This window comes from Streptomyces sp. NPDC058326 (genome assembly GCF_042879855.1).
Lineage (GTDB): Bacteria > Actinomycetota > Actinomycetes > Streptomycetales > Streptomycetaceae > Streptomyces.
Genome location: NZ_JBHVZO010000026.1, coordinates 20,299 through 45,922 on the forward strand (window position 1 = coordinate 20,299; position 25,624 = coordinate 45,922).

Below are 25,624 nucleotides of genomic sequence, written 5' to 3' on the forward strand. Positions count from 1 at the left end.
CCTATGAGGCGGTACGGGCCCGGGGTATGGCAGCGCGGCTCAAGTGACGTACGCCACGGTTTCGTTGCCCTGCCCCCTGCCCCCTGCCCCCTGCCCCCTGCCCCCTGCCCCCTGCCCCCTGCCCCCTGCCCCCCTGCCCCCCTGCCTCTGCCCCTGCCCCTGTCTCGGTCCCGCCCCCGCCCTCCTGCCTGGCCCCGGCCTCACAAGGCCACGAGCATGGCCAGCATGGCGAGGGCCATCGAGAGCCGGCAGACGAGCGTCAGCTCCGGCCGGGTTGCCCAGCTCCGCACCGGACCCCCCGCCGTGGCGGCCGCCGCCGGGACGAGTCTCGCGCCCGCGTGCAGCACGTACCCCATGTAGTAGAGGAGCAGCCCGCCCGTGAGGACGGGTATGCCGCCCGCCGTGCCCACCGTGTGCCCCGCGTGCGCCCCCGCCGCGGGCGCCGCCATCGCCGCCGCCATGTAGACCATGGCGAGCGAGCCGACCAGATGGTGCAGATGGTGACCGCCGCGCCGGACCGTGAGCAGGCCGTGCAGCGTCGCGCCGCCGAACACCGCCGCGTACACCGCCCAGCTCCACTCCGGCGGCGTGAGCACCGCCGCGGGCAGCGCCATGGACGCCATCCCGAAGCCCATCACCGCCTCACCGCCCGCCGCCCGCCGTTCCTCCCCGGCGCACACGCGCATCCGCAGCAGGCAGTACACGCCCGTCGCCCCGCACAGCACCACCATCAACCACCCGGACAGGGCCGGACCGTGCACGCCACACCTCCCCCTCGCCGCCCTCCACGCAGTCCCCTCCCGGGAGGATTCCCCGCCGTCGGCCGTGCGCACGCGGGCGCACGGCCGCGCACAGGTGTACGAAGGGGAGTGAACGGAGCGCGCGTTAGGCTCGGGACGATCGCGTACGGCGATCGTCAGCGCCCGAGGGGAGCCCCGTTCACATGGACACCGCCACGTCGCAGGAGACCGGCCGGATCAGCTACCGCGAAGCGGTCCTGGACGACGTCCCGGCGCTCGTCCCGCTCGTCGAGTCGGCCTACCGGGGCGACGCCAGCCGGGGCGGCTGGACCACGGAGGCGGACATCCTCCAGGGGCAGCGCACCGACCCCGACGGGGTGGCCGCCGTGATCACCACGCCCGGCAGCCGCCTCCTGGTCGTCGAGCGCGACGGCGAGATCGTCGCCTGCTGCCAGCTGGAGCAGCGGGAGGAGGCCGCCTACTTCGGCATGTTCGCGGTCCGCCCCGAACTGCAGGGCGCCGGCCTCGGCAAGCAGATCATCGCGGAGGCCGAGCGCCGGGCGCGGGATCTCTGGGACGCGCGGGAGATGCACATGACGGTGATCTCCGTACGGGAGGAGCTCATCGCCTGGTACGAGCGGCGCGGCTACCGGCGGACCGGCCGGATGTTCCCGTTCCCGTACGAGGACGAGCGCTTCGGCGTGCCCCAGCGCGACGACCTGGAGTTCGAGCTCCTGGTGAAGCCGCTGATCTGACCCGGGTACCGGAAGGGTGGCCTCAAACCCTCCCGGCAGGAAAAACTTCCGTCGACAGGGGGGTCGCACAGGATAATTTCTCTTGCTCCCCTTGTGGTGGAGAAGCCTCGATGGTTACGGTGTCTTGACGCGAGGTTCTCCTGTGAAGGAAGAGGAATGACGGAAATTCTTGTGCAGGACGTGACCGGTGGGGGGATATCCCTCGACGCCCGGGTGATAGACCACCCCGCCTGGCCCGAGCTCAAGGATGCCGTGGAGGAGATCCGCGCCTGGCAGAGCGCGGACGGCTCCATCGACTTCGAGGCCGAGGGCGCTCCCGCCCGCTCCCTCGTCGAGCTGACCCTCGACCGCGTCATCGCCGCGGTCGAGCAGCTCTCCCCGCTCGTCCCGCACGACGGCGCCTACCACCGCGCCCTCGTCTCGGACCTGCGCAAGTGGGCCGAGAGCGGCTTCACCGTCCCGGACTTCCTGGACTCGCTGCTCGCCTTCCAGCCGGCCGCCGACCGCGTGGACGGGCTCCAGCACCTGGTGCTGTTCCCGATGTACACGCAGAACGGCAACCCGGACCGCAACTTCGAGGCCGTCGTGCTCCGCATGGTGTGGCCGGAGTGGCTCTCCGAGCTCGAGCGCACCCGCTACGACAACCCGCTCTTCTGCGGCATCACCTTCGAGGACTTCACCGCCGGGTACGACACCAACTCGGCCGTCCTCTTCCCGGAGACCATCGCGGTCCGCGAGGCCCCCGAGCGCTTCAGCTGGGGCGGCATCTTCTGCGACCGCGAGGCCGCCCGCTTCCGCAAGGTCACCGAGGCCGCCGTCGACACCCTGGGCATCCAGCTGCCCGCCGACATCGCCGCGATGATCGACGACCAGGAGCGCTGCGAGAAGGCCTTCGTGCTCTGGGACATGGTCCACGACCGCACCCACAGCCACGGCGACCTGCCCTTCGACCCCTTCATGATCAAGCAGCGCCAGCCCTTCTGGATGTACGGCCTGGAAGAGCTCCGCTGCGACCTCACCGCCTTCAAGGAGGCCGTGAAGCTGGAGGCCGAGGGCAACGGGCACGGCCGCGACGTGCAGTACGCGGTCCTCTTCGACCGCATGTTCCGCTTCCCGCTCACCGGCGACCGCAACCGCAACTACGACGGTCTCGGCGGTCAGCTCCTCTTCGCCTACCTCCACAAGCACGACGTGGTGCGCTGGACGGACAACACCCTCAAGATCGACTGGGAGCGGGCCCCCCAGGTCACGAACCAGCTCTGCGCCGAGATCGAGACGCTCTACCGCGACGGCATCGACCGCCCGAAGCTCGTCCACTGGTTCAAGGCGTACGAGCTCGTCTCCACCTACCTCGCCCCGCACCCCGGATCGAAGTGGGCCAAGGGCCCCGACGCCCTCGACCTGTCGCTTCCGCCGCGCAAGCTCGTCGACGACGTGCTTCCGGACGAGTTTCCCCTCAGCATGTTCTTCGAGGCCCTCGCCAAGAAGCTGAAGGGCGTGATCGCCGACACCAAGGGGATCACCGCCGCCGACGTCTCGCGGACCGAGCGGGCCGCCGCGTGAGTGCTCGTACGGAGAACACGGAGGAGGCGTCGCCCATGAAGACCGACGTAAACGGCGGGTCGCTCGAAGGTGCCGTCATCGCCGTCGCCGGCGCGGCCGGCCCCGCGGGGCGCGCCGCCCTGCTGCGCCTCGCCGAGGCGGGCGCGACGGTGGTGGGTTCCGACGCCGACCCGACTCGTCTCGCGGAGGCCGTCGACGCCGCCCGTTACGCGCACGGCGGTGCCACCGTCATCGGCGACACGGTCGATCTCCTCGACCTGGCCGCCACGCGCGACTGGGCCGCGAAGACCGAGAAGGAGTTCGGCCGCATCGACGGCCTGGTGCACCTGGTCGGCGGCTGGCGCGGCAGCGCCTCCTTCATGGAGACCGACCTCAAGGACTGGGACTTCCTGGAGAAGCTCCTCATCCGCACCGTCCAGCACACCTCGCTCGCCTTCCACGACGGGCTGCTGCGTGCCGGCGGACGCGGCCGGTACGCCCTGATCAGCCAGGTCGGCGCACACAAGCCGCAGGCCAACAACGCCGCGTACAACGCGGGCAAGGCCGCCGCGGAGGCCTGGACCCTCGCCATGGGGGACTCGTTCCGCAGACTGGGGGGCGACGACGGCCCGCAGGCGGCGGCTGCCATCCTGGTGATCAAGGCATTGGTGCACGACGCCATGCGCGCCGAACGCCCCAACGCGAAGTTCGCGGGCTTCACCGACGTCAAGGACCTCGCCGACGAGATCGCCGGTCTGTGGGACAGGCCCGCCCAGGAAGTGAATGGACAGCGTCTGTGGCTGACCCCCAAGCCGTGACCGCGGCTCTCGGCCCCAGGACCGACGCGCGTCGGCATCACGACCCGTCGGTCCGGGGCTTCGCCAGCGACAACTACGCCGGCGCCCACCCCGAGGTCCTCGCGGCCCTCGCCCTCGCCAACGACGGCCACCAGGTGGCCTACGGCGAGGACCAGTACACCGAGCACCTCCAGCGGATCATGCACAGCCACTTCGGCCCCGGCGCCGAGGCCTTCCCGGTCTTCAACGGGACCGGGGCGAACGTGACCGCGCTCCAGGCGCTCACCGACCGCTGGGGCGCCGTCATCTGCGCCGAGTCCGCGCACATCAACGTGGACGAGGGCGGTGCGCCGGAGCGGATGGGCGGCCTCAAGCTGCTCACCGTGCCGACCCCGGACGGCAAGCTCACCCCCGAGCTGATCGACCGGCAGGCCTGGGGCTGGGACGACGAGCACCGGGCGATGCCCCAGGTCGTCTCGATCACCCAGAACACGGAGCTGGGCACCGTCTACACGGTGGAGGAGATCCGCGCGATCGTCGAGCACGCCCACTCCAAGGGCATGAAGGTGCACCTCGACGGCGCCCGCATAGCCAACGCCGCCGCCTCGCTCGACGTACCGATGCGGGCGTTCACCAACGCGGTGGGCGTCGACGTCATCTCGTACGGCGGTACGAAGAACGGCATGCTCTTCGGTGAGGCCGTGGTCGTCCTCAACCCCGACGCGGTCAGCCACATGAAGCACCTGCGCAAGCTGTCCATGCAGCTCGCGTCGAAGATGCGCTTCGTGTCGGTGCAGCTGGAGGCCCTCCTCGCGAAGGACCTGTGGCTGCGCAACGCCCGCCACGCCAACGCGATGGCGCAGCGCCTCGCCGCCGGGGTGCGCGAGCTCGACGGGGTGGAGATCCTCTACCCGGTGCAGGCCAACGCGGTCTTCGCCCGACTGCCGCACGAGGTGAGCAGAAGGCTCCAGGAGCGCTTCCGCTTCTACTTCTGGGACGAGGCGGCCGGCGACGTGCGCTGGATGTGCGCCTTCGACACCACGGAGGACGACGTGGACGCCTTCCTCCAGGCCCTGAAGGAAGAGCTGTCCCGCTAGCGATCGCCGCGGGACGGGCAGTGCCGCATGGATATACGGTCGGGTGGAAAGTTATTGAATCCACCCGGCCGTTTCCCTATGCTCGACCGGCATGGAACTCATTCAGCAGAACCCCGACCTCGCCGCCTATCTGGCCGCGAGCGAGTCGGTCGACCATGAGCATCCGGTGGTACGGGCCGTCGCCGACGATCTCTCCCGTGTGCATCCCGACGCATACGCATACGCCGAATCGGCCTATCGGTATGTACGGGACGCGGTCCCGCACTCCGCCGACTCGGGCGACCTCCGCGTCACCTGGCGCGCCTCCGACGTCCTGGAGCAGGGGACCGGCATCTGCTACGCCAAGTCCCACGCCTACGCCGCCCTCCTGCGGGCTCGTGGCATCCCGGCCGCGCTCTGCTACCAGAAGCTCGCCGACGACGACGGCTCGGACCCCGTGGTCCACGGCCTCGTCGCCGTCCTGCTGCCCGACGGGCGGGGCTGGGCCCGTCAGGACGTACGGGGCAACAAGCCCGGCATCGACGCCCAGTTCTCCCTGGCGGAGGAGCGGCTGGCCTGGACCGTACGGCCCGAGTTCAATGAAGTGGATTATCCGGTGCTCTACACTGAACCGCATCCGGCCGTTCTCGACGCGCTGCGCGCCGCACCCGACCGGCCGGCCCTCTGGCGGACGCTCCCCGCGGAGCTCTGACCCCGTACCCAGCGAACGGCGGACCATGACCCTCACGCTCACCGTCTCCGACGAGGTGCGCACCCTCGTACCCGGCTTCACCGCACTCGTCGTCGAGGCGCACGGCCTGGTCAACGGGCCCAGCGACGAAGCCAGTTCGGCGCTCCTCGACGAGGCCGCCCGGCGGCTCGCCGAGCGCCTCGACGGCCGGACCCCGGACCAGGACCCGCACATCGCCGCCTGGCGAGCCGCGTACACCGCGTTCGGCGCCAAGCCCTCCCGTACCCGTAACTCCGCCGAGGCGCTGGCCCGGCGCGCGCTCGCCGACGGAGGGCTGCCCCGGATCAACCGGCTCGTCGACGCCTACAACGCGATCAGCGTCGCCCACCTCGTCCCCGTCGGCGGCGAGGACCTGGGCCGGATCCGGGGCGTCATGCGTCTCGTCCGGGCGACCGGAGAGGAGCCCTTCGTCACCGTGGCGGGCGGCGTGGAGACGGTCGAGCACCCCGAGCCGGGCGAGGTCGTCTGGTGCGACGAGGAGGGCGTGACCTGCCGGCGCTGGAACTGGCGGCAAGGTCCCCGTACCCGCATCGGCGACGACACCGTCGACGCGGTCTTCCTCCTGGAGTCGCTCGCCCCCATGACCGGGGACGAGCTCCGCACGGCGGGCGCCGAGCTCGCCGAGTCGCTGGAGAAGCTCAGCCCCGGGGCCCGGATCACCGTCCGGGACCCGGAGTAACGATTCTTCGTCGGAACCTCACGGGCCGCCGGAACCTCGCGGGGTGGCTGGGACCTCACGGGCGGCCGGCCCTCACGGGCCCCGCTCGTGTCCTGCCGTCAGCCGGCTTCCTTGACCTGGGCCGGCGTCGGAGCCGTGCCCCCCAGGTGCGCCGGCACCCACCAGGTGTCGCTCGCGTCCTTGGGACGCACGGGGTAGGCGCGCTGCGCCGCTTCCAGAAGCTCCTGGACGCGCTCGCGCAGCCGCCGCGTGATGGCGCCCGCGTACTGGTCGGCGGGCGCCTCCACGGGCTCACCGACGCGGATCGTCACCGGGATGTGGCTCCGCTTGAAGTTCCGGGGGCGGCCCTTCGTCCACAGTCGCTGGGTGCCCCAGAGCGCCATCGGGATCAGGGGGACGCCCGCCTCCTGCGCGAGGCGCGCCGCACCCGTCTTGAAGCCCTTGAGCGTGAACGACTGCGAGATGGTCGCCTCGGGGAAGACACCGATGATCTCGCCGGCCCGCAGCGACTCGAGCGCGTGCTTGTAGGCGTGCTCGCCCTGCGCGCGGTCCACCGGGATGTGCTTCATGCCGCGCATGAGGGGCCCGCCGACCTTGTGCCGGAAGACGGAGTCCTTCGCCATGAAGCGCACCAGGCGCTTCTGGGGCAGCGCGGCGAGGCCCGTGAAGATGAAGTCGAGGTAGCTGATGTGATTGCTCACCAGGACCGCCCCGCCCGTCCGCGGGATGTTCTCGGAACCCTGGGTGTCGATCTTCAGGTCGAGTGCCTTGAACAGGGTGCGCGCGGCGCCGACGACCGGTCGATAGACGAGTTCTGCCATCGGAGAGGAACCTCTTCTTCGTGTGCCTGGGGAGGGTCTCCCCGCGAAGTTACGCAGCCGTAGGTTTTCGGCTTTGGGCCGATCGTGCCCCATGTGGGCCGCCGTGACCACCCCATGTGGCTTCGTACGGGGAGATTCTCGTCACTCGCGGTGGCCGTGGCGGGAATCGATCGCTCCCGTGCGACGCTGCACGAGACGGCATGCCGCGAGGAAACGGGTGCCATGACGAGAGGAAGGGGAGAGGCGTGACCGAGGTGCTCGGACCGGAGGCGCTCGGCGCCGGGCTGGGGGAGCGGGCCACCCTCGTCCAGTTCTCCACCGCCTTCTGCCAGCCCTGCCGGGCCACCCGCCGCACCCTCGCCGAGGTGGCCGCGATGGTGCCGGGCGTGGCACACGTGGAGATCGACGCCGAGGACCGGCTCGACCTCGTACGCGAACTCGGCATCGCGCGGACCCCCACCGTCCTCGTCCTCGACCGGACGGGCCGCGTCGTCCGGCGGGCCGCCGGACAGCCGCGCAGGGCCGACGTCATCGCCGCCCTGGGGCGCGCGGTCTGACGCCGTGACACTTCTCCCACATCCCGGTACGCACTTGACTGCACGCGGCAACGATCGTCACCCTGGCCGAGTGATCCCAGAACTCCTTCTCCACGGCCGGGCCCACGTGGACCTGGCCCGCAACGCGAGCGCGCGCTGTCCGGGTGCCTGACCGCCCCCGGACCTTTCTCATGCTGCCCCCGCAGAAGGACGACTCGATGACGGTTTCGCCCGAGCTCCGTACGGTTCCCACGATCGGCGCCCCCCGGCAGGCCTCTCCCGATCTGCTCCGCTCCGTTTTCCGTCGGCACGCCGCCGGCGTCGCGGTCGTCACCGCGCACGGCGAGCGCCCCGTCGGCTTCACCGCCACCTCGCTCAACTCCGTCGCCGCCGACCCGCCGCTCGTCTCCTTCGGCGTGGGCACGACCTCGTCCAGCTGGCCCGTCATCGCCGAGGCCGAGCACATCGGCGTGCACATACTCGGCGAGCACCAGCAGGAGCTCGCCGCCACCTTCGCGCGCAGCGGTGCGGACCGCTTCGGCGCCGGGACCCGCTGGAGCGTCGGACCCGAGGGCGTGCCCGTACTCGACGGCGTGCTGGCCTGGCTGGTCTGCCGTGTGGTGGCCCGGGTGCCTGCCGGGGACCACCGGATCGTGATCGCGCAGGCGGTCGCGGGAGATCCGGACGGGGCGGGCCGGCCGCTCGTCTACCACCACGGCCGCTTCACCGCGCTGCGCGACTGAGAGTTCCCGGGCGCGCCGCTCTTCCGGCGTTGGGCAGATCACATTCCTGAGCGCTTGCTTACTGGTAACGGAATGGATGTACTGGCGAGTAATATTTCGGTCGTGGCCTCCGGTGCCCCGACCGGAAACCCGCCCTTCAGGCGCCTATGCTGCGAGCAACAAGGCAGCCCAGTTATGACGATGCAGTAGGAGAGCCGGCGTGAGCTTGAGGATCGTTGTCTGTGTGAAGTACGTGCCCGACGCGACCGGAGACCGCAAGTTCGCGGACGACCTGACGGTCGACCGCGACGACGTCGACGGCCTGCTGTCGGAGCTCGACGAGTACGCCGTCGAGCAGGCCCTGCAGATCGCCGAAGAGGCCGACGACGCCGAGGTCACCGTGCTCACGGTCGGCCCCGAGGACGCCAAGGACGCGCTGCGCAAGGCGCTCTCCATGGGCGCCGACAAGGCCGTCCACGTCGAGGACGACGATCTGCACGGCACCGACGTCATGGGTACCTCGCTGGTGCTCGCCAAGGCGATCGAGAAGACCGGCTACGACGTCGTCATCGCCGGTATGGCCTCCACCGACGGCACCATGGGTGTCCTCCCGGCGATCCTGGCCGAGCGTCTGGGCGTCCCGCAGGTCACGCTGCTCTCCGAGGTGAAGATCGAGGGCGGTGTCGTGAAGGGCCGCCGTGACGGCGACGCCGCCTCCGAGCAGCTGGAGGCGTCGCTTCCCGCCGTCGTGTCCGTGACGGACCAGTCGGGCGAGGCGCGTTACCCGTCCTTCAAGGGCATCATGGCCGCCAAGAAGAAGCCGGTGCAGTCCCTGGACCTCGACGACCTCGGGATCGACGCCGAGGAAGTGGGCCTGGAGGGTTCCTGGACCGCTGTCGACTCCGCCGCCGAGCGTCCGGCGCGCACCGCCGGCACGATCGTCAAGGACGAGGGCGAGGGCGGCAAGCAGCTGGCCGAGTTCCTCGCGAGCCAGAAGTTCATCTAGGGCTCGCGCGAGCCTCCCCGACCGCTGCCCCTTTCGTTCGCAGGAGATTGAAGTCCCATGGCTGAGATTCTCGTCTACGTCGACCACGTCGACGGAGCCGTCCGCAAGCCCACCCTGGAGCTGCTGACCCTCGCCCGCCGCCTCGGCGACCCGGTCGCCGTGGCCCTCGGCAACGGCGCCGCCGACACCGCCGCCGCGCTCGCCGAGCACGGCGCCGTGAAGGTCCTCACCGCCGACGCCGCCGAGTTCGCCGACTACCTCGTCGTCCCGAAGGTCGAGGCCCTGCAGGCCGCGTACGAGGCCGTCTCCCCGGCCGCCGTGCTCGTCCCGTCCTCCGCCGAGGGCAAGGAGATCGCCGCCCGTCTCGCGGTCCGCATCGGCTCCGGCATCATCACCGACGCCATCGACCTGGAGGCCGGTGACGAGGGCCCGGTCGCGACCCAGTCCGCGTTCGCCGCCTCCTTCACCACCAGGTCCCGTGTCTCCAAGGGCACCCCGGTCATCACGGTCAAGCCGAACTCGGCGCCCGTCGAGGCCGCCCCGGCCGCCGGCGCCGTCGAGGCGCTCGCCGTCTCCTTCTCGGAGCAGGCGCACGGCACCAAGGTCGTCTCCCGCACCCCGCGCGAGTCCACCGGCCGCCCGGAGCTGACCGAGGCCGCGATCGTGGTCTCCGGCGGCCGTGGCGTCAACGGCGCCGAGAACTTCGGACTCATCGAGGCGCTCGCCGACTCCCTCGGCGCGGCCGTCGGCGCCTCCCGCGCCGCCGTCGACGCCGGCTGGTACCCGCACTCCAACCAGGTCGGCCAGACCGGCAAGTCGGTCTCCCCGCAGCTGTACATCGCCTCCGGCATCTCCGGCGCGATCCAGCACCGCGCGGGCATGCAGACCTCGAAGACGATCGTCGCGATCAACAAGGACGCCGAGGCCCCGATCTTCGACCTCGTCGACTACGGCGTGGTGGGCGACCTCTTCGACGTCGTCCCGCAGCTCACCGAAGAGGTCAAGAGCCGCAAGGGCTGACCTGCGGTTCTGTCGCGGCCGGGGCCGCACGGTGATCCCTCACCGTGCGGCCCCGAGCCGTTTCGGACAACCATTGACTCAGGTCCCGACGGACTACTAACTTCGCCATACGGATTGTTGATTCCGTGAAGCGGAAAACAGGAGGATGTGGGATGGGTCAGCAGGAGAAGGTGTCGACGAGCCTCGCCGGCGCGGTCAGCGAGGGCATCAGCGCCTCCCTCGCATCGGTGGACGCCGAACTGGACCGCCGCTACCCGGGAGACCCCGGCACCCGCCAGCCCGTCCACACCGTCTACGTCCCCGGCAACCTCTTCGACGCCGGAACCATCCGCTCCTGGGGAGACCAGGCCCTCGCCGCCCTCGACGAGCACGCCCCCGACGCCGCCTCCTTCGCCGCTGTCCTGGGCCTCTCCGACGGCCTCGCCGAGGACGTCCACGGCCGCGTACGGGCCAAGCTGGAGCGCGAGCCGATCGAGGACCTCCGGGTCGACTTCGAGGACGGGTACGCGGGCAAGGACGAGGACCAGGACGCCGCCCGCGCCGCCCGGCTGATCTCGGAGGCGTACGCGAAGGGCACCGCCGCCCCGTACATGGGCATCCGGATGAAGTGCATGGAGGCCGCCGTACGCGACCGGGGCATCCGCACCACCGACGTCTTCCTCACCGGCCTCCTGGAGAACGGCGGGCTCCCGGACGGACTCGTCCTCACCCTTCCCAAGGTGACCTACCCCGAGCAGGTCACCGCCTTCGTCCGCCTCCTGGAGGCCTTCGAGAAGGCCCACGGACTCGACGCCGGACGCCTCGGCTTCGAGATCCAGATCGAGACCAGCCAGTCCATCCTCGCCACCGACGGCACCGCCGCCGTCGCCCGCATGATCGGCGCCGCCGAGGGCCGCGCCACCGGACTGCACTACGGCACCTTCGACTACAGCGCCTGCCTCGGTGTCTCCGCCGCCTACCAGGCCAGCGACCACCCGGCCGCCGACCACGCCAAGGCGATCATGCAGGTCGCCGCCGCCGGCACGGGCGTACGGGTCTCCGACGGCTCCACCAACGTCCTTCCCGTCGGCTCCACCCAGCACGTCCACGAGGCCTGGAAGCTCCACTACGGCCTCACCCGCCGGGCCCTGGCCCGCGCCTACTACCAGGGCTGGGACATGCACCCGGGCCACATCCCCACCCGTTACGCCGCCGTCTTCGCGTTCTACCGCGAGGGCTTCGAGGCCGCCGCCAAGCGCCTCTCCGCCTACGCCAACCACGCGGGCGGCGACGTCATGGACGAGCCCGCCACCGCCAAGGCCCTCAGCTCCTACCTGCTGCGCGGCATCGACTGCGGCGCCCTGGACACCGCCGAGGTCGACGCGCTCACCGGCATGGACCGCGCGGCACTCGACCGCTTCGCCGCCCCCCGCCGGGGCGACCTGACGGCCTCCGCGGAGTAGGCGGAAGGCCGGGGGACGGTGGCCGGCCGCCGTCCCCCGGTCCTCAGGCCGCCGGCCGGGCTCAGTCGCCCGGCGGCGCGATCTCTCCCGACCCGCGGGCGAGGAGCCTCGTGCCGAGCACCACCCGCCGCGGCGCCTCGTCGGCCCCGTCGAGGCGCCGGAACAGGCGCTCCGCCGCCGTCCTGCCGAGCGCGGCGGCGTCCTGGGCGATGACCGAGACCCCGAGCAGATCGGCCAGCTCGATGTCGTCGAAGCCGACCAGTGCGACCGGACGCGGCAGGCCGGCGAGGGCCCGGACCACGGTGACCGTGACCCGGTTGTTCCCCGCGAACAGTGCCGTCACCGGCTCCGGCGCGGTCAGCATCTCCCGTACCGCCGTGCTTACCCGCTCGGGGTCCGTGGAGCCCAGCGAGACCCAGGCGTCCCTGGCCGGAAGGCCCGCGTCTTCCATGGCCGCGCGGTAGCCCCGCAGGCGCTCGGCCGACGTGTGGATACGCGGCCGGTCGCCGATGAACCCGATGCGGCGGTGCCCGTGGGCGATCAGATGGGCCACGCCGTCGCGGGCCCCGCCGAAGCTGTCGGAGAGGACGGCGTCGGCGTCGATGAGCCCCGCGGGACGGTCGACGAAGACGGTGGCGACACCCGCCCTCATCTCCGGCTCCAGATACCGGTGGTCGTCACCTGCGGGGATCACGATCAGACCGTCGACGCGGCGCGCGCACAGGGCGAGCGCCAGCTCCTGCTCGCGGTCCGGGTCCTCGGCGCTCGAGCCGTTGATGAGCAGGGCGCCGTGCGCCCGCGCGACCTCCTCGACCGCCCGGCTGAGCGGTCCGTAGAACGGGTCGGCGAGATCCTCGAGGACGAGGCCGACGGTCGCGGTCCTGCCCTTGCGCAGCACGCGCGCGCTGTCGTTGCGGCGGAACCCGAGGGCCTCGATGGCCTCCTGGACCCGGCGCTCGGTGTCCGGAGTGACCCCCGGCTCGCCGTTCACGACCCGGGAGACCGTCTTGAGCCCGACGCCGGCGCGTGCGGCGACGTCCTTCATCGTGGGCCGGTTGCCGTAGCGGTGCTCGGGGCGGCGGGCGATGTCGGCCACGGGGTGCGGTTCCTCCGTCAAGATCGGTGTCGTGCCTCTGGAGGGAAGCATAGGGCCTGGACAACGTTGTCACGGGGCGGGAGACTGTACGGAACACAGCTTCCCCGCCCCTCGCCCCTCACCCTCCTCCTCGTCCCCTCCACCGTCGACTGGAGACCCCGCGCTCATGCAGACCGATCCCGCCCCGGGCCCCGCCGACGGTCTCGTCGTCGCCCTCGACATCGGCGGCACCAAGATCGCCGGCGCCCTGGTCGACGGCGAGGGCCGCATCCGTGTCCGCTCCCAGCGGCCCACGCCCGCGCGTGAGGACGGCGAGACGGTGATGCGCGCCGTCGAGGAGGTCCTCGCCGGACTCGCCTCCTCGCCCCTCTGGCAGGCCGCCGGGGCCGTCGGCATCGGCAGCGCCGGCCCCGTCGACGCGCACCGGGGGACCGTCAGCCCGGTCAACGTGCCCGGCTGGCGCGACTACCCGCTCGTCGACCGGGTCCACCGGGCGACGGGCGGACGACCGGTCACCCTGGTCGGCGACGGCGTCGCCATGACGGCCGCCGAACACTGGCTCGGAGCCGCCCGGGGCCACGACAACGCCCTCTGTCTCGTGGTCTCCACGGGCGTCGGCGGCGGCCTCGTCCTCGACGGCCGGCTCCACCCTGGCCCCACCGGCAACGCCGGACACATCGGCCACATCGTGGTGGACATGGACGGCGAGCCGTGCGCCTGCGGGGGACGCGGCTGCGTGGAACGCGTCGCCAGCGGGCCGCACATCGCCCGCCGAGCCCTGGAGAACGGCTGGCGTCCGGGCCCCGACGGGGACGTCTCCGCCGCCGCCGTGGCCGCGGCCGCCCACGCGGGGGACCCGATCGCCGTCGCCTCGTACGAGCGGGCGGCCCAGGCGCTCGCGGCGGGCATCGCCGCGACGGCGGCCCTCGTGGAGATCGACATCGCCGTGGTCGGCGGCGGGGTCGCGGGCGCCGGTGACGTCCTCTTCGCCCCGCTGCGCCGGAGCCTCGCCTCGTACGCCACGCTCTCCTTCGTCCGGAACCTGCGCGTCGTCCCGGCCGTCACCGGCACGGACGCCGGCCTCCTGGGCGCGGCGGCGGCCGCGAGCGCGGGCGAGGCACCCTGAGCGTGGTGCCCCGGCGGAGCCGGATGCGGCGGTACGTCCTCCCGCTCCCACCCAGGGTCTTGTGCGCCCATGTCCGCGCCGGGCGCACCTGCGAAGGGGCCAAGGGGCGCTGTGCGCTCGGCGAATCCAGTGAATCCGGATGCGTATGTGTTGGTCCGGTTATGTCACCGGGCAACGTCTCGATCAGCGGTCACACCGTTGAGAGGGACATGGATGACGAGCCAGGCTACCGAAGTCGAACTGGAAGGCCTTCTCCGTCAGGCGCTGCTCGCCACGGGGACGGATGCGCGCTGGACGGCCGACACCGACGAGATGTGGTGCCGTGTCACGCCCCGCTCCGCCGTGCGGCGTGAGCAGGGGTGGAAGCTGCACCTCTCGGCGACGGCGGCTTCCGCGCCGACGGTCCTCGAGAAGGCCCTGGACGTGCTGCTGCGGGAGGAGTCGGCGTTCAAGTTCGCCCGGTCGCTCGACCAGGTGAGCGCGCTCAACTCCCGCGCCACGCCCCGGGGAAGCTCGGGCAAGTTCATCACCGTCTACCCGCGTTCCGACGACGAGGCGGCCCGGATCGCCCAGGATCTGCACCGGGCCACGGCAGGGCTCGCCGGCCCCCGGATCCTCTCCGACCAGGCCTACGCCCCGCACTCTCTGGTCCACTACCGTTACGGCGCCTTCGTCGGCCGGCGCCGGCTGTCGGAAGACGGACTGCTGGTGTGGTTCATCGAGGACCCCGACGGCAATCCCGTGGAGGACAAGCGCACCGGCCAGTACTGTCCCCCCTCCTGGGCGGTCTGCCCCTTCCCCGCCTCGGTGCCCGAGGCGCCGCGCGCGGCGGAGAAGGCGAGCGGCCCCGTGCTGCTCGGTGGCCGGTTCTCGGTACGGGAGGCGATCCGGCACACGAACAAGGGCGGCGTCTACCGGGGCAGCGACGTTCGTACGAGCGCCCCCGTGGTGATCAAGGAAGCCCGGCCGCATGTGGAGGCCGACGCCTCCGGCTGCGACGTCCGCGACTGGCTGCGCGCCGAGGCCCGGACGCTGGAGAAGCTCAGGGGCACGGGGCTGGCTCCGGAACCGCTGGGGCTGTTCGATCATGCCGGGCACCTGTTCCTGGCCCAGGACGAAGTGCCGGGTGTCACCTTGCGGACCTGGGTCGCCGAGCACTTCCGCGATGTCGGAGGGGAGAGCTACCGCGCCGACGCGCTGGCGCAGGCCGGCCGCCTGGTGGACCTGGTCGAGGCGGCGCACGCCCGCGGCTGCGTCCTGCGGGACTTTACCCCGGCCAACGTGATGGTCCGCCCGGACGGCGAGCTGCGCCTCATCGACCTCGAACTCGCCGTCCTGGAAGACGAGACGGCCCTCCCGACCCGGGTGGGAACCCCCGGATTCAGCCCCCCCGAGCGCCTGGCCGACGCTCCTGTCAGTCCGACGGGCGACTACTACAGCCTCGGGGCCACCCTGTGCTTCGTCCTGGCGGGCAAGGTGCCCAACCTGTTGCCCGAGGAGCCCGACACCAGGGCCACGGAGCAACGGCTCGCCGCGTGGCTTGCCGCCTGTACCGGGCCGCTTCGGCTGCCGGACGGCCTGGCGGAGATGGTTCTCGGGCTGATGAAGGACGATCCCGCCGAGCGGTGGGACCCGGCCAGGGCCCGCGAGGCCCTTCGGAGGGCGGCCCCGGGGCGGGCGGAGAACCACGCCGCACCCCGCGCGGCGCGGGACAACGGCCGGAGCGACGGCCGCGGCGACCACCGGGCCGATGAGCCGGCCGATGACCGGAGCGACGGCCGGGACGAAGCGGTCTCCGGAATCGTCGAGCACCTCATCGACTCGATGAATCCGGCGGACGAGCGGCGGCTGTGGCCCGTGTCCACCATGGCCGGGGAGGCCGACCCGTGCACCGTGCAGCAGGGCGCGGCCGGTGTCCTCGCCGTACTGACGCGGTACTGGGAGCTCACCGGTGACGCCCGGCTGCCCGGCCTCCTCTCCACCGCGGGCCACTGGATCGCGGACCGCACCGACCTCCGCTCCACACGTCCGGGTCTGCACTTCGGCGGCCGTGGCACCGCCTGGGCCCTGTACGACGCCGGACGCGCCATCGACGACCAGGGACTCATGGACCGCGCGCTGGCCCTGGCCCTCGCCCCGCAGCAGGCGACGCCCCACCACGACATCACCCACGGCAGCGCGGGCAGCGGACTGGCCGCCCTCCACCTGTGGCACCGCACCGGTGATCCGCGCTTCGCAGAACTGGCCGTCGACGCGGCCGACCGGCTGGCCGCCGCCGCACAGCGCGATCAGCACGGGGTGGGCTGGCCGGTGCCCGGCGAAGCCGCTTCCCCGGAGAGCGGCAAGCGCTACCTCGGCTTCGCCCATGGGTCAGCCGGCATCGGCTGCTTCCTCCTCGCCGCCGCGGACGTCTCGCGGCGCGCGGAGCACAGGGAGCTCGCCGTGGAGGTGGGCGAACACCTGCTGTCCGCCGCCGTACGCGTCGGCGAGACGGCCCAGTGGCCGTCACAGGCCTCTGACGTCCCCACGGCCCCGTACTGGTGCCACGGCGCGGCGGGCATCGGGACCTTCCTCGTCCGCCTGTGGCAGGCGACCGGGGACGACAGGTTCGGCGATCTCAGCCGCCGCGCCACGCACGCCGTCACCGAACGCGCCTCCCGCGCCGCACTCGCCCAGTGCCACGGGCTCGCGGGCAACGGCGACTTCCTCCTCGACATGGCCGCCGCCACGGGTGATCCCGTCCACCGCGCCATGGCCGACGACCTGGCCCGTCTCATCGTCTGCGAGCGGGCCCAGCGCGACGCCCACGTGGTCTTCCCCACCGAGTACGGGGACGTCTCGACCAGCTGGAGCGACGGATCCGCCGGAATCCTTGCCTTCCTCCTGCGGACCCACCACACCGACCCCCGGCACTGGATGGTCCAGCCGCCGGTCTGAGCGGCAGGAAGTCTGCCGCCCGCTCAACGCAAGAAGGAGCACGTCCATGGAGAACAAGGACCTCGAACTGCTCGCCCGTCTCCACGCCCTTCCGGAGACCGACCCCGTCGGCGTGGACGGAGCGCCGTACGCCGCGACGTGTGACTGCGTGGGTCTGCTGACCCTCCTCAACACGATCTGCATCGGCATCAGCTGCGCGTAACTCAGGCACCACCATCCGGTCGGCGGCTGAACCCGGGAAGCCGCCGGCCGGATCTCACCGTCCTGTACGAGGCAGGGCCGCCCGCCGCGGAGGGCGTACCCCCAGACGAGGACCAGAACCATGCAGCTACCCGCCGGCGACGACCTTGCCCCGGCAGCCCCCATGACCACCGCCGTCCCCAGCCCGCCCGCCGCGCGGCGCGGACCCGAGCCGGGGTACGCCATCAGCATGCGTGGCCTGGCCAAGAGCTACCCGGGTCCGCAGGGCACCACGACCCACGCGGTACGGGGCCTGGACCTGGACGTGTCGCAGGGCGAGACGTTCGCCTTCCTCGGCCCGAACGGAGCCGGGAAGTCGACCACCATCGCCATGCTGTGCGCCCTGGCCCGCCCCACCGCCGGTCACGCCACGGTCGCCGGCGCGGACGTGCTCACCCAACCCCACGAGGTACGCCGACACGTCGGCATGCTCTTCCAGAACAGCGCTGTGGACGCGGAGCTGACAGCCGAACAGAACCTCCGCATCCACGCCCGCCTCTACGGGCTGCCCCGCCGACACGCCCGCCTGCGCGCCGCGGAGCTACTGGAGACGGCCGGGCTGACCGACCGGAGGAGCGCCCCCGTACGCACCCTGTCGGGCGGTATGCGGCGCCGCCTGGAGATCGCCCGCGCCCTGCTGCACTCCCCCCGCGTGCTGTTCCTCGACGAGCCGACCACCGGCCTCGACCCCCACGCCCGCGTCCAGGTCTGGGATCACCTCCGAGCCCTGCGCGACCGGCACGGCAGCACCCTCTTCGTCACCACCCACTACCTGGAGGAAGCGGAGAACTGTGACCGCATCGCCATCATCGACGGCGGTCGCGTGGTGGCCCAGGGCATGCCCCACGCGCTGAAGGCCGCGATCGGAGACGACCGGGTCGTCCTGCGAACCAGCGACGACACGACGGCGGAACGGGTCGTGCGCGCCGTCGTCCAGCCCGACCGCGCCGTCACCGTGGACCCGGCCGGCATCTCCTTGCGGATTCCGGACGGCAGCACCTGGATCCCGCGCCTCTGCGCGGCACTGGAGCGCCAAGGCATCGCCGTCCACGCCGCCTCCGCGGCCCCGCCCACGCTCGACGACGTCTTCTTCCACCACACCGGCCGCAGCCTCGACGCCACCGAGCGCGGCCACGCACCGGCCGTCCCGGCCCCGTGCGAGACCGAAACCACGTCAGAGACGGGGGGCGTCCGATGACCTCAGTCACCCTGAAGGCCCCTGGCGCCCCTGAGACCCCTGGCACCGCGGACGCTTTCGGCCCGTCCGACGACGGACGTCCCGCACGCCTGCGGCGGGAACTGCGCGCGATCCACGCCCTGATCCACCGCGACATGCTGCGCCTGGCCGGCCAACGCGCCCACACCGCGCTGATGATGCTCCAGCCGGTGCTCTACCTCCTCATCCTCGGGGGCGGACTTGCCGCCCTCATCCCCCGTTCCTCCCTGGGCGTCGGCTACCAGACGTATCTCTTCCCCGGCATGTTGATGATGACGGTGCAGGCACCGGCCATCATGGTCGGCATCCGCCTGATCACCGACCGGCAGAGCGGCTACCTCCGCGAGCTCCTCATGGCCCCCGTCAGCCGCTCCACCCTCCTGCTCGGCAACTGCGCGGGCGGCACCCTGACCGCCACGGTCCAAGGGGCCGTCCTGCTCAGCCTCGCCGGCACGGTCGGGCTCCCCTACGATCCGGTCCTCCTGCTCCTGCTCCTCGGCGGCATGATCCTGGCGTCGTTCACCATCACCTCCCTGTCCCTGGCCCTGGCCGTCACCCTCCGCAGGCCCGAGACGTTCCACACCCTCCTCGGCCTGATCATGATGCCGCTGCTGTTCCTCTCCGGAGGCTTCTTCCCCCTGCAGTCGCTCCCCGGCTGGGCCCACGCCCTCGCCGGCGTGAACCCCCTCGCCTACGCGGTGGACCTCCTCCGCCGCTGCATCACCCTTCGGGCCCCCGACCAGCAGGCCGCCACCGGCATCGAATGGGCCGGCCGGCAACCGCCCCTCCCGCTCGAAGCGGGCCTGCTCGTCATCAGTGGCACCCTCGCCCTGCTGTGGGCAGCGCGACGCTTCAACCGCCCGGAATGAGCACCACGGCGGCCCCCCAGGGGCCCGCCGCCGACGGACCCGGACACCCCGGAGGAAGCATGCTCCTCCGGGTCCGGTCACCACTCGCCCTGGTGGAGGCCACCCTCCAGCCGGACCGACCCCGAGGGCGTCCTCTGCCCTTGGCGGTGGACGGCGGGGTCAGGACGCGCCGGCCCCCTCGCGGGCCAGCGCGAACACCCCGAGGACGATGAGCGCGACGCCCGCCACTTGGGGCAACAGCCACCAGCCCGCCCGTACGTGCTCCTCGTACAGCAGGACGCCGAGGGCCAGGCCCACGCCGGCGTCGCCGAGGGCCAGGGCGGGCTGGGAGGCGACGAGCGGTCCGCCCTGCATGGCGTGTTCGAGCAGCAGGACGGCTCCGGTCCCCGCCGCGCAGAAGGCATAGGTCTGCCAGGCCGTCAGGAAGGCGCCGATGCCGCCGTCGCCGAGGATGTGCATGGACGTCTTCATGAGGGCCGCGGTGAGTGCGTAACAGACCGCCGTCGCGGCGCCGAGGCAGCCGGCCCTTGCCCGTCCAGGCGGTCGGCGCAGTCCGGCGGCGGCCGGCACCACCACGGCGACGGCGCAGGCCACGAGGACCGGGACCCATCGGTCCAGTTCCACATGGGTGCGGTTGCCGGTGGGGGACGCGGCCACGAGCGCCACTCCGAGCCCGGCCACGGCGGCCGTACGGGGGACGCCGGCGGGTGACGGTACGGAGGACCCGGTCGGGCCAGGATCCGGTCGGGCCGGGACCACGTCGGTCACGAACCGGTGGTCGGTCAGGATCCGATGGTCGGTCAGGATCCGGTGGTCGGTCAGGGTCCGGTCGGGCCGAAGGCCGCCGAGTGCCGGCCTTCCGGGCGGCGGGCGTCTCTTCGGCCCGTCACTCCCTCCGGAGCCGCTCCGGCGTCCGCTGCTCCACGATCACCAGGAACGTGTCGGACTCCAGGTCCATGACGACCCGGGCCGGCACTCCCTCGCCGCGCCGCGCGACGGCGAACTCCTCCGCCGGCAAGCTGCCCCGCGGGCCGCCGGCCGGAAAACGTTCGAGAACCGTACGACTCAACTCCGCACCCCCTCGTGCTTGCCGTTCTCAACGACGCTCGCGCGGAAGTGTCACGCACATGCCGAGACATGTGTTCGTGGGTTTCCGTGGCAGGGTGTTGCGGGCAAGCCACTGGGGGCTACCGAAGAGGGGGAAGACGTGATCGTCTGGATCAACGGTGCGTTCGGCGCGGGGAAGTCCAGCACCGCGCGTGAGCTGGTCGATCTGATCCCGAACAGCACGCTGTACGACCCCGAGCTCATCGGCACGGCCATGAGACGACTCCTCCCGGCCAAGCGGCTCGCCGAGGTCGAGGACTACCAGGACCTGCCGATCTGGCGGCGCCTGGTCGTCGACACCGCCGCCGCCCTGCTCGCCGAGGTGGGTGGCGTGCTCGTGGTCCCCATGACCCTGCTGCGGCAGGAGTACCGCGACGAGATCTTCGGAGGGCTCGCGGCGCGCCGCATCGAGGTGTGCCATGTCCTGCTCGCCCCGGAGGAAACGATCCTGCGGGGGCGTATCGACGGCCGTTCGGAGTTCGGCGACCCCGAGGTGGACGCACGTGTCCGGGAGTGGTGCCACGGGCACCTCGCTCCGTACCGCGCCGCCCTCGGCTGGCTCGCCGCCGACGCGTACCGCGTCGACACCTCGGCGCTCACCGTCGCCGAGGCCGCCCGATCCGTCGCCGACGCCGTCCGGGACGGTCTCGTCACCCCCCGCGGCATCGTCCAGACCCCCGAACCGACCGGGGAGACCCTCGCCGCGGGCGTCCTGCTCTTCGACGAACAGGACCGCTTCCTGCTCGTCGACCCCACCTACAAGCCGGGCTGGGAGTTCCCCGGCGGCGTCGTCGAACCGGGCGAACCCCCGGCCCGCGCCGGGATGCGCGAGGTCGCCGAGGAGACAGGCCTCGAACTCGACGCCGTACCCCGCCTCCTGCTCGTCGACTGGGAACGCCCCCAGCACCCCGGCCGCGGCGGACTGCGGCTCCTCTTCGACGGCGGCAGGCTCGGCGCCGAGGACACCGCGCGCCTCCGCCTCCCCGGCGCCGAACTGCGCGGCTGGCGCTTCGTCACCGAGGAGGAGGCCGCAGAGCTCCTGCCGCCCGTCCGCTACCACCGCCTCCGCTGGGCCCTGCGCGCCCGGGAACGCGGGACGGTCCTCAACCTGGAGGCCGGAGTCCCGGTGGGCTGACGGGCGCCGCCCCGTCGAGCCGCCGCGCCCCGGCTGCCCTCGCGCGTGGCACCGTGGACGGCGTCACCGCTCCGCCGCGGCGGCGAACAGGGCCGCCGTGTCCGCGGTCACCGGAGCGCCGTGTCCGCAGCACAGCACCGACGGGGCCAGCTTCGCGAGGCGCCGCATCGACTCCAGGGCGAGCGCGCGGTCGACATGGAACACGCCGAAGGTCACGCCCTGGACCGACGCCACCGTGTCCCCGGTGAACAGCACGCCGTGGCGCGGAAGATGCACGGCGAGCGAGCCCGGCGTGTGCCCCGGCGTGTGGACCACCCGCGCGCCGTCGCCGAAACCGAGTTCCTCGCCGTCCTCGACCTCCCGGTCCACCCGCGTCGGCGGCGCGTCCGGCACGGTCAGGCCGTTCTCGAACAGCGGGACCTCCCAGTCGAGGAGGTCCGGTTCGGGCACCGGCGCCTCGCCCCGGATCACCGGAGCGTCGAGCCGGTGCGCCAGGATCTCGGCGCCGTGCCGGTCGGCCAGCTCCTGCGCCGAGCCCACATGGTCCCGGTGGCAGTGGGTCAGCACGATGCGGCGCAGCCGGCCGGGGTCCAGGCCCGCTGCTCGTATCGCCGCCGCTGTCCCGGCCGCCGTGCCGGTCCAGCCGGCGTCGATCAGGGTCAGCTCCTCCTCGTCCCGCCAGAGGTAGGCCTGGCCGATGGAGAAGTCGAGGAGGTGCAGCCGTGGGGTGACCGGGAGGAGTTCCATACGGCGAACCTACGCATCCCCGCAGGTCCGCCGTATGCTTCTACGCTCTCGGCGAGCTTCGCCGAGCGCTGAACCCGACCCCCGGTCAGACCTGCTTCGAGCGTGCGTAGTTGACCAGGAAGTGCGCCTCGGCGACCGACAGCCGCTCCAGCTCCTCGGGCGAGACGGACTCGTTGGGCGCGTGGATCTGCGCCTCCGGCTCGCTCAGACCGATCAGCAGGATCTCCGACCGCGGGTACAGCTCGGCCAGCGTGTTGCACAGCGGGATCGAACCGCCCATGCCCGCCGTCTGCATCTCCTCACCGGGGTACGCGATCCGCATCGCCTCGGCCATCGACGCGTACGCAGGGCTCGACGTGTCCGCCTGGAACGGCTGGCCCTGACCGACCTGCTCCAGGGAGACACGGGCGTTCCACGGCGTGTGCTTCTCGATGTGCGCGAAGAGCAGCTTCGTCGCCTCGGCCGCGTCCTGGCCCGGCGGCACCCGCAGGCTGATCTGGGCGCGGGCCGACGACGGGATGGAGGGGGTCGCACCGGCCACCGGGTGGCAGTCGATGCCGATCACGGTGACGGCCGGCCGGGCCCAGATCCGGTCGGCGACCGTGCCGTTGCCCGGCAGGCCGACGCCCGAGAGGACCTTGGCGTCCTGACGGAAGTCCTCCTCCGGGTACTGCAGGCCCTCCCACACCTTGTCGCACGGCAGGCCGTCGATGACGGTGGAGCCGTCCGGGCCGCGCAGCGAGTCCAGTACGCGGATCAGCGCGGCCAGCGCGTCCGGCGCGGCGCCGCCGAACTGTCCGGAGTGCAGGTTGCCCCCCAGGGTGTCGATCCGGACCCTGATCATCGTCATGCCGCGGAGGGTCGCGGTCACCGTCGGAAGGCCCACCCGGAAGTTGCCCGCGTCGCCGATCACGATCGCGTCGGAGACGAGCAGCTCGGGGTGCTGTTCGGCGTACCGCTCGAGACCGCCGGTGCCCTGCTCCTCCGAGCCCTCGACGATCACCTTGACCGTCACGGGGACCCCGCCGTTCGCCTTCAGGGCGCGCAGCGCGAGCAGGTGCATGATGAAGCCGCCCTTGCAGTCGGCGGTGCCGCGCCCGTACCAGCGCCCGTCGCGCTCGGTCAGCTCGAACGGCGGGGTGAGCCACGCGGACTCGTCCAGCTTCGGCTGCACGTCGTAGTGCGCGTAGAGGAGGACGGTCGGCGCTCCGGCCGGGCCGGGCAGTATGCCGTACACCGCCTGGGAGCCGTCCGGGGTGTCGAGCAGCGCCACGTCCTGGAAGTCCTCGGCGCGCAGGGCGTCCGCGACCCAGTTCGCCGCCGCCTCGCACTCGCTGCGGGGCGCCACCGCCTCGTCCGCCACCGACTCGAAGGCCACCAGCTCGGTGAGCTCGGCCTTGGCCCGGGGCATCAGGGACCGGACGGTCTCGGCGATCGGATTCGAGGTCATGGGCACGCTCCTGATGGGTGCGACGTTACGACGTTGGGACGGCGATCGGCGTATGTCGTGGTACGACGAACGCACCGCCGATCCTACGGCGCGGGGCCCTGGCTACCGCGCCGTAGGATGCGTCAGGAGCAGACCACCGGTCGGATCAGGAGCAGAAGCACATCGTGAGCAGCGAGCACGCAGAGAACGCCGGTCCGGAGAACACCGCGCCCGAAGGCGCGGCTCCTGAGGGCATCGGTGTGGACGGGGCAGCGGACCAGGACGCGACGGCGGACGCGGACGGGAACCCGGCGGAGGCCGACGGGCACGGGAACTCGGCGGAGGCGGACGGGGAGGCGGACGTCTGGGACGTCGTGGTCGTCGGCGCGGGTCCCGCCGGCGCGAGCGCGGCCTACGCGGCGGCCGTCGCAGGGCGCCGGGTGCTGCTCCTGGAGAAGTCCGAGCTGCCCCGCTACAAGACGTGCGGCGGCGGCATCATCGGCCCGTCCCGCGACTCGCTGCCGCCCGGTTTCGAACTTCCCCTCCAGGACCGGGTGCACGCCGTCACCTTCTCCCTGCAGGGACGCTTCGCCCGTACCCGCCGCTCGCGCCGGATGCTCTTCGGGCTCATCAACCGCCCGGAGTTCGACGCGCAGCTCGTCGAGCACGCCCAGAAGGCCGGCGCCGAACTGCGGACCGGTGCCACGGTGACCCGGGTGGAGCAGCACGGCCCGGCCGTCCCCGACCGGCGGACCGTCGCCGTCGTCCTCGCCGACGGCGAGACGGTGCTGGCCCGCGCGGTCATCGGTGCCGACGGCAGCGCGAGTCGCATAGGGGCCCATGTAGGGGTGAAGCTCGGACAGGTCGACCTGGGCCTCGAGGCGGAGATCCCGGTCCCGCCGTCCGTCGCCGAGGACTGGAAGGGCCGCGTCCTCATCGACTGGGGCCCGATGCCCGGAAGTTACGGATGGGTCTTCCCCAAGGGCGACACGCTGACCGTCGGTGTCATCTCGGCGCGCGGCGAGGGCGCCGCCACCAAGCGGTACATGGAGGACTTCGTCGCCCGGCTCGGCCTGTCCGGCTTCGAGCCCACGATCTCCTCCGGTCATCTGACGCGCTGCCGCACCGACGACTCGCCGCTTTCCCGCGGCCGGGTCCTCGTCTGCGGTGACGCGGCGGGCCTCCTGGAGCCGTGGACGCGTGAGGGGATCTCGTACGCGCTCCGCTCGGGCCGTCTCGCGGGCGAGTGGGCGGTACGGGTCGCCGAGGCCGGCGACGCGGTCGACGCCCGGCGCCAGGCCCTCAACTACGCCTTCGCCATCAAGGCCGGGCTCGGTGTCGAGATGGCTGTCGGGCGGCGGATGCTGGCTCTCTTCGAGCGGCGGCCGGGACTGCTGCACGCGACGATCACGGGCCTGCGGCCCGCCTGGAACGCGTTCGCGGACATCACCCGGGGCTCGGCGACGCTCGGCGGCATGGTCCGCTCGAACGGCATGGCCCGGCGGGCCCTGGAGATCCTGGACCGCCGGATGGACACCTCGACGGGCGTCGGCCCGGCGGGCCGCGGGGTCGGGCAGCGCGAGCGGCCGGCTTCGGAGGGCGAGGTCGCGGGGGAGGGGCAGGGGCACGGGTCGAGCGACCCGGAGGCCTCCGGGTCTCCCGAGTCGCCGGGGACCCCTCGGGCCCAGGAGGCTCCCGCGGCACCGGAAGCGTCCTGACGCTTCGGTACGCGGGTGAGTGAGGCAGCGGACGGGGGGGCCCCCCCCCCGGCGGGGGCGGCACGCCGCCGGCACCGGACGGGCAGGTGACCCTGCTGTCGGCCGAGCCGGCGGTCG

24 protein-coding genes and 1 pseudogene are annotated in these 25,624 nt (G+C 72.4%); 18 read left to right on the forward strand and 7 right to left on the reverse strand.

Annotated features, from left to right (window positions below; translation table 11 throughout):
* Positions 1 to 200 precede the first annotated feature (200 nt).
* Positions 201 to 761 (reverse strand): DUF5134 domain-containing protein, encoded by a 561-nt coding sequence (locus ACFVYX_RS32900; RefSeq protein ID WP_389685141.1) that lies wholly within the window; start codon positions 759 to 761, stop codon positions 201 to 203.
* Positions 762 to 943: 182 nt separating this feature from the next.
* Between ACFVYX_RS32900 and ACFVYX_RS32905 the strand changes: the two genes are divergently transcribed.
* The 6 genes from ACFVYX_RS32905 (at position 944) to ACFVYX_RS32930 (ending at position 6,340) form a co-directional block, all read left to right on the forward strand.
* Positions 944 to 1,495 carry a GNAT family N-acetyltransferase gene (locus ACFVYX_RS32905; protein WP_389685142.1) on the forward strand — a complete coding sequence of 184 codons (552 nt, stop codon included), beginning with the start codon at positions 944 to 946 and terminating at the stop codon, positions 1,493 to 1,495.
* A gap of 156 nt (positions 1,496 to 1,651) precedes the next feature.
* On the forward strand, positions 1,652 to 3,058 hold the full coding sequence (locus ACFVYX_RS32910) for a DUF6421 family protein (protein ID WP_389685143.1): 1,407 nt from the start codon (positions 1,652 to 1,654) through the stop codon (positions 3,056 to 3,058).
* Between the two features lie 35 nt (positions 3,059 to 3,093).
* Positions 3,094 to 3,855, forward strand: coding sequence for an SDR family NAD(P)-dependent oxidoreductase (locus ACFVYX_RS32915; RefSeq protein ID WP_389685145.1), 762 nt, complete (start codon positions 3,094 to 3,096; stop codon positions 3,853 to 3,855).
* Positions 3,852 to 4,931, forward strand: coding sequence for a threonine aldolase family protein (locus tag ACFVYX_RS32920; protein ID WP_389685146.1), 1,080 nt, complete (start codon positions 3,852 to 3,854; stop codon positions 4,929 to 4,931). Before ACFVYX_RS32915 ends, ACFVYX_RS32920 begins: the two co-directional genes overlap by 4 nt.
* Positions 4,932 to 5,022: 91 nt before the next feature.
* Positions 5,023 to 5,622 (forward strand): transglutaminase family protein, encoded by a 600-nt coding sequence (locus ACFVYX_RS32925; protein ID WP_389685147.1) that lies wholly within the window; start codon positions 5,023 to 5,025, stop codon positions 5,620 to 5,622.
* 25 nt (positions 5,623 to 5,647) lie between these two features.
* A complete protein-coding gene (locus ACFVYX_RS32930) occupies positions 5,648 to 6,340 on the forward strand; it encodes a B3/4 domain-containing protein (RefSeq protein ID WP_389685148.1) in 693 nt (230 codons plus the stop codon).
* A 98-nt stretch (positions 6,341 to 6,438) separates the two neighbouring features.
* On the opposite strand, the gene ACFVYX_RS32935 is transcribed toward ACFVYX_RS32930, so the two are convergent.
* Positions 6,439 to 7,161, reverse strand: coding sequence for a lysophospholipid acyltransferase family protein (locus tag ACFVYX_RS32935; RefSeq protein WP_389685149.1), 723 nt, complete (start codon positions 7,159 to 7,161; stop codon positions 6,439 to 6,441).
* A gap of 200 nt (positions 7,162 to 7,361) precedes the next feature.
* Here ACFVYX_RS32935 and ACFVYX_RS32940 point away from each other — a divergent pair, with 200 nt between their 5' ends.
* The 5 genes from ACFVYX_RS32940 (at position 7,362) to ACFVYX_RS32960 (ending at position 11,887) form a co-directional block, all read left to right on the forward strand.
* On the forward strand, positions 7,362 to 7,718 hold the full coding sequence (locus tag ACFVYX_RS32940; RefSeq protein WP_389685150.1) for a TlpA family protein disulfide reductase: 357 nt from the start codon (positions 7,362 to 7,364) through the stop codon (positions 7,716 to 7,718).
* A 197-nt stretch (positions 7,719 to 7,915) separates the two neighbouring features.
* Positions 7,916 to 8,440 carry a flavin reductase family protein gene (locus ACFVYX_RS32945; protein WP_389685151.1) on the forward strand — a complete coding sequence of 175 codons (525 nt, stop codon included), beginning with the start codon at positions 7,916 to 7,918 and terminating at the stop codon, positions 8,438 to 8,440.
* A gap of 199 nt (positions 8,441 to 8,639) precedes the next feature.
* Complete coding sequence (locus ACFVYX_RS32950; protein WP_389685152.1) at positions 8,640 to 9,425, forward strand: electron transfer flavoprotein subunit beta/FixA family protein; 786 nt, start codon at positions 8,640 to 8,642, stop codon at positions 9,423 to 9,425.
* A gap of 57 nt (positions 9,426 to 9,482) precedes the next feature.
* Positions 9,483 to 10,445, forward strand: a complete 963-nt coding sequence (locus tag ACFVYX_RS32955; RefSeq protein ID WP_389685153.1) for an electron transfer flavoprotein subunit alpha/FixB family protein — start codon at positions 9,483 to 9,485, stop codon at positions 10,443 to 10,445.
* A 152-nt stretch (positions 10,446 to 10,597) separates the two neighbouring features.
* Positions 10,598 to 11,887 carry a DUF6986 family protein gene (locus ACFVYX_RS32960; protein WP_389685154.1) on the forward strand — a complete coding sequence of 430 codons (1,290 nt, stop codon included), beginning with the start codon at positions 10,598 to 10,600 and terminating at the stop codon, positions 11,885 to 11,887.
* A gap of 61 nt (positions 11,888 to 11,948) precedes the next feature.
* Here the strand turns inward: ACFVYX_RS32960 and ACFVYX_RS32965 are convergent, their stop codons facing one another.
* Positions 11,949 to 12,983, reverse strand: coding sequence for a LacI family DNA-binding transcriptional regulator (locus ACFVYX_RS32965; RefSeq protein WP_389685155.1), 1,035 nt, complete (start codon positions 12,981 to 12,983; stop codon positions 11,949 to 11,951).
* Positions 12,984 to 13,149: 166 nt separating this feature from the next.
* Between ACFVYX_RS32965 and ACFVYX_RS32970 the strand changes: the two genes are divergently transcribed.
* The 5 genes from ACFVYX_RS32970 to ACFVYX_RS32990 all read left to right on the forward strand — a co-directional run bounded on the left by ACFVYX_RS32970 (position 13,150) and on the right by ACFVYX_RS32990 (position 19,371).
* Positions 13,150 to 14,109: an ROK family protein gene (locus ACFVYX_RS32970; protein ID WP_389685156.1), complete on the forward strand. Its 960-nt coding sequence runs from the start codon at positions 13,150 to 13,152 to the stop codon at positions 14,107 to 14,109.
* A gap of 213 nt (positions 14,110 to 14,322) precedes the next feature.
* Positions 14,323 to 17,046: a class IV lanthionine synthetase LanL gene (gene lanL, locus ACFVYX_RS32975; RefSeq protein ID WP_389685157.1), complete on the forward strand. Its 2,724-nt coding sequence runs from the start codon at positions 14,323 to 14,325 to the stop codon at positions 17,044 to 17,046.
* Positions 17,047 to 17,092: 46 nt separating this feature from the next.
* Positions 17,093 to 17,248, forward strand: a complete 156-nt coding sequence (locus ACFVYX_RS32980) for a VenA family class IV lanthipeptide (RefSeq protein WP_351212245.1) — start codon at positions 17,093 to 17,095, stop codon at positions 17,246 to 17,248.
* Positions 17,249 to 17,368: 120 nt separating this feature from the next.
* Entirely contained in the window at positions 17,369 to 18,484 is a 1,116-nt protein-coding gene (locus ACFVYX_RS32985) for an ATP-binding cassette domain-containing protein (protein ID WP_389685158.1), read from the forward strand.
* Positions 18,481 to 19,371, forward strand: a complete 891-nt coding sequence (locus ACFVYX_RS32990) for an ABC transporter permease (RefSeq protein WP_389685159.1) — start codon at positions 18,481 to 18,483, stop codon at positions 19,369 to 19,371. Before ACFVYX_RS32985 ends, ACFVYX_RS32990 begins: the two co-directional genes overlap by 4 nt.
* A 159-nt stretch (positions 19,372 to 19,530) precedes the next feature.
* On the opposite strand, the pseudogene ACFVYX_RS32995 reads toward ACFVYX_RS32990, so the two are convergent.
* A pseudogene (locus ACFVYX_RS32995) lies at positions 19,531 to 20,058 on the reverse strand (hypothetical protein); the annotation flags it as partial.
* A 199-nt stretch (positions 20,059 to 20,257) separates the two neighbouring features.
* Positions 20,258 to 20,440: a hypothetical protein gene (locus ACFVYX_RS33000; protein WP_389685160.1), complete on the reverse strand. Its 183-nt coding sequence runs from the start codon at positions 20,438 to 20,440 to the stop codon at positions 20,258 to 20,260.
* 138 nt (positions 20,441 to 20,578) lie between these two features.
* Between ACFVYX_RS33000 and ACFVYX_RS33005 the strand changes: the two genes are divergently transcribed.
* The gene (locus ACFVYX_RS33005) at positions 20,579 to 21,613 is read left to right on the forward strand and encodes an NUDIX domain-containing protein (protein WP_389685161.1); all 1,035 of its coding nucleotides are present in this window, start codon (positions 20,579 to 20,581) and stop codon (positions 21,611 to 21,613) included.
* 63 nt (positions 21,614 to 21,676) lie between these two features.
* On the opposite strand, the gene ACFVYX_RS33010 is transcribed toward ACFVYX_RS33005, so the two are convergent.
* Together ACFVYX_RS33010 and ACFVYX_RS33015 are read right to left on the reverse strand one after the other, a co-directional pair.
* Complete coding sequence (locus tag ACFVYX_RS33010; RefSeq protein ID WP_389685162.1) at positions 21,677 to 22,360, reverse strand: MBL fold metallo-hydrolase; 684 nt, start codon at positions 22,358 to 22,360, stop codon at positions 21,677 to 21,679.
* Between the two features lie 85 nt (positions 22,361 to 22,445).
* Positions 22,446 to 23,810, reverse strand: coding sequence for a dipeptidase (locus ACFVYX_RS33015; RefSeq protein WP_389685163.1), 1,365 nt, complete (start codon positions 23,808 to 23,810; stop codon positions 22,446 to 22,448).
* A gap of 353 nt (positions 23,811 to 24,163) precedes the next feature.
* Between ACFVYX_RS33015 and ACFVYX_RS33020 the strand changes: the two genes are divergently transcribed.
* A complete protein-coding gene (locus ACFVYX_RS33020) occupies positions 24,164 to 25,507 on the forward strand; it encodes a geranylgeranyl reductase family protein (protein WP_389685166.1) in 1,344 nt (447 codons plus the stop codon).
* The last annotated feature ends 117 nt before the right edge of the window (positions 25,508 to 25,624 follow it).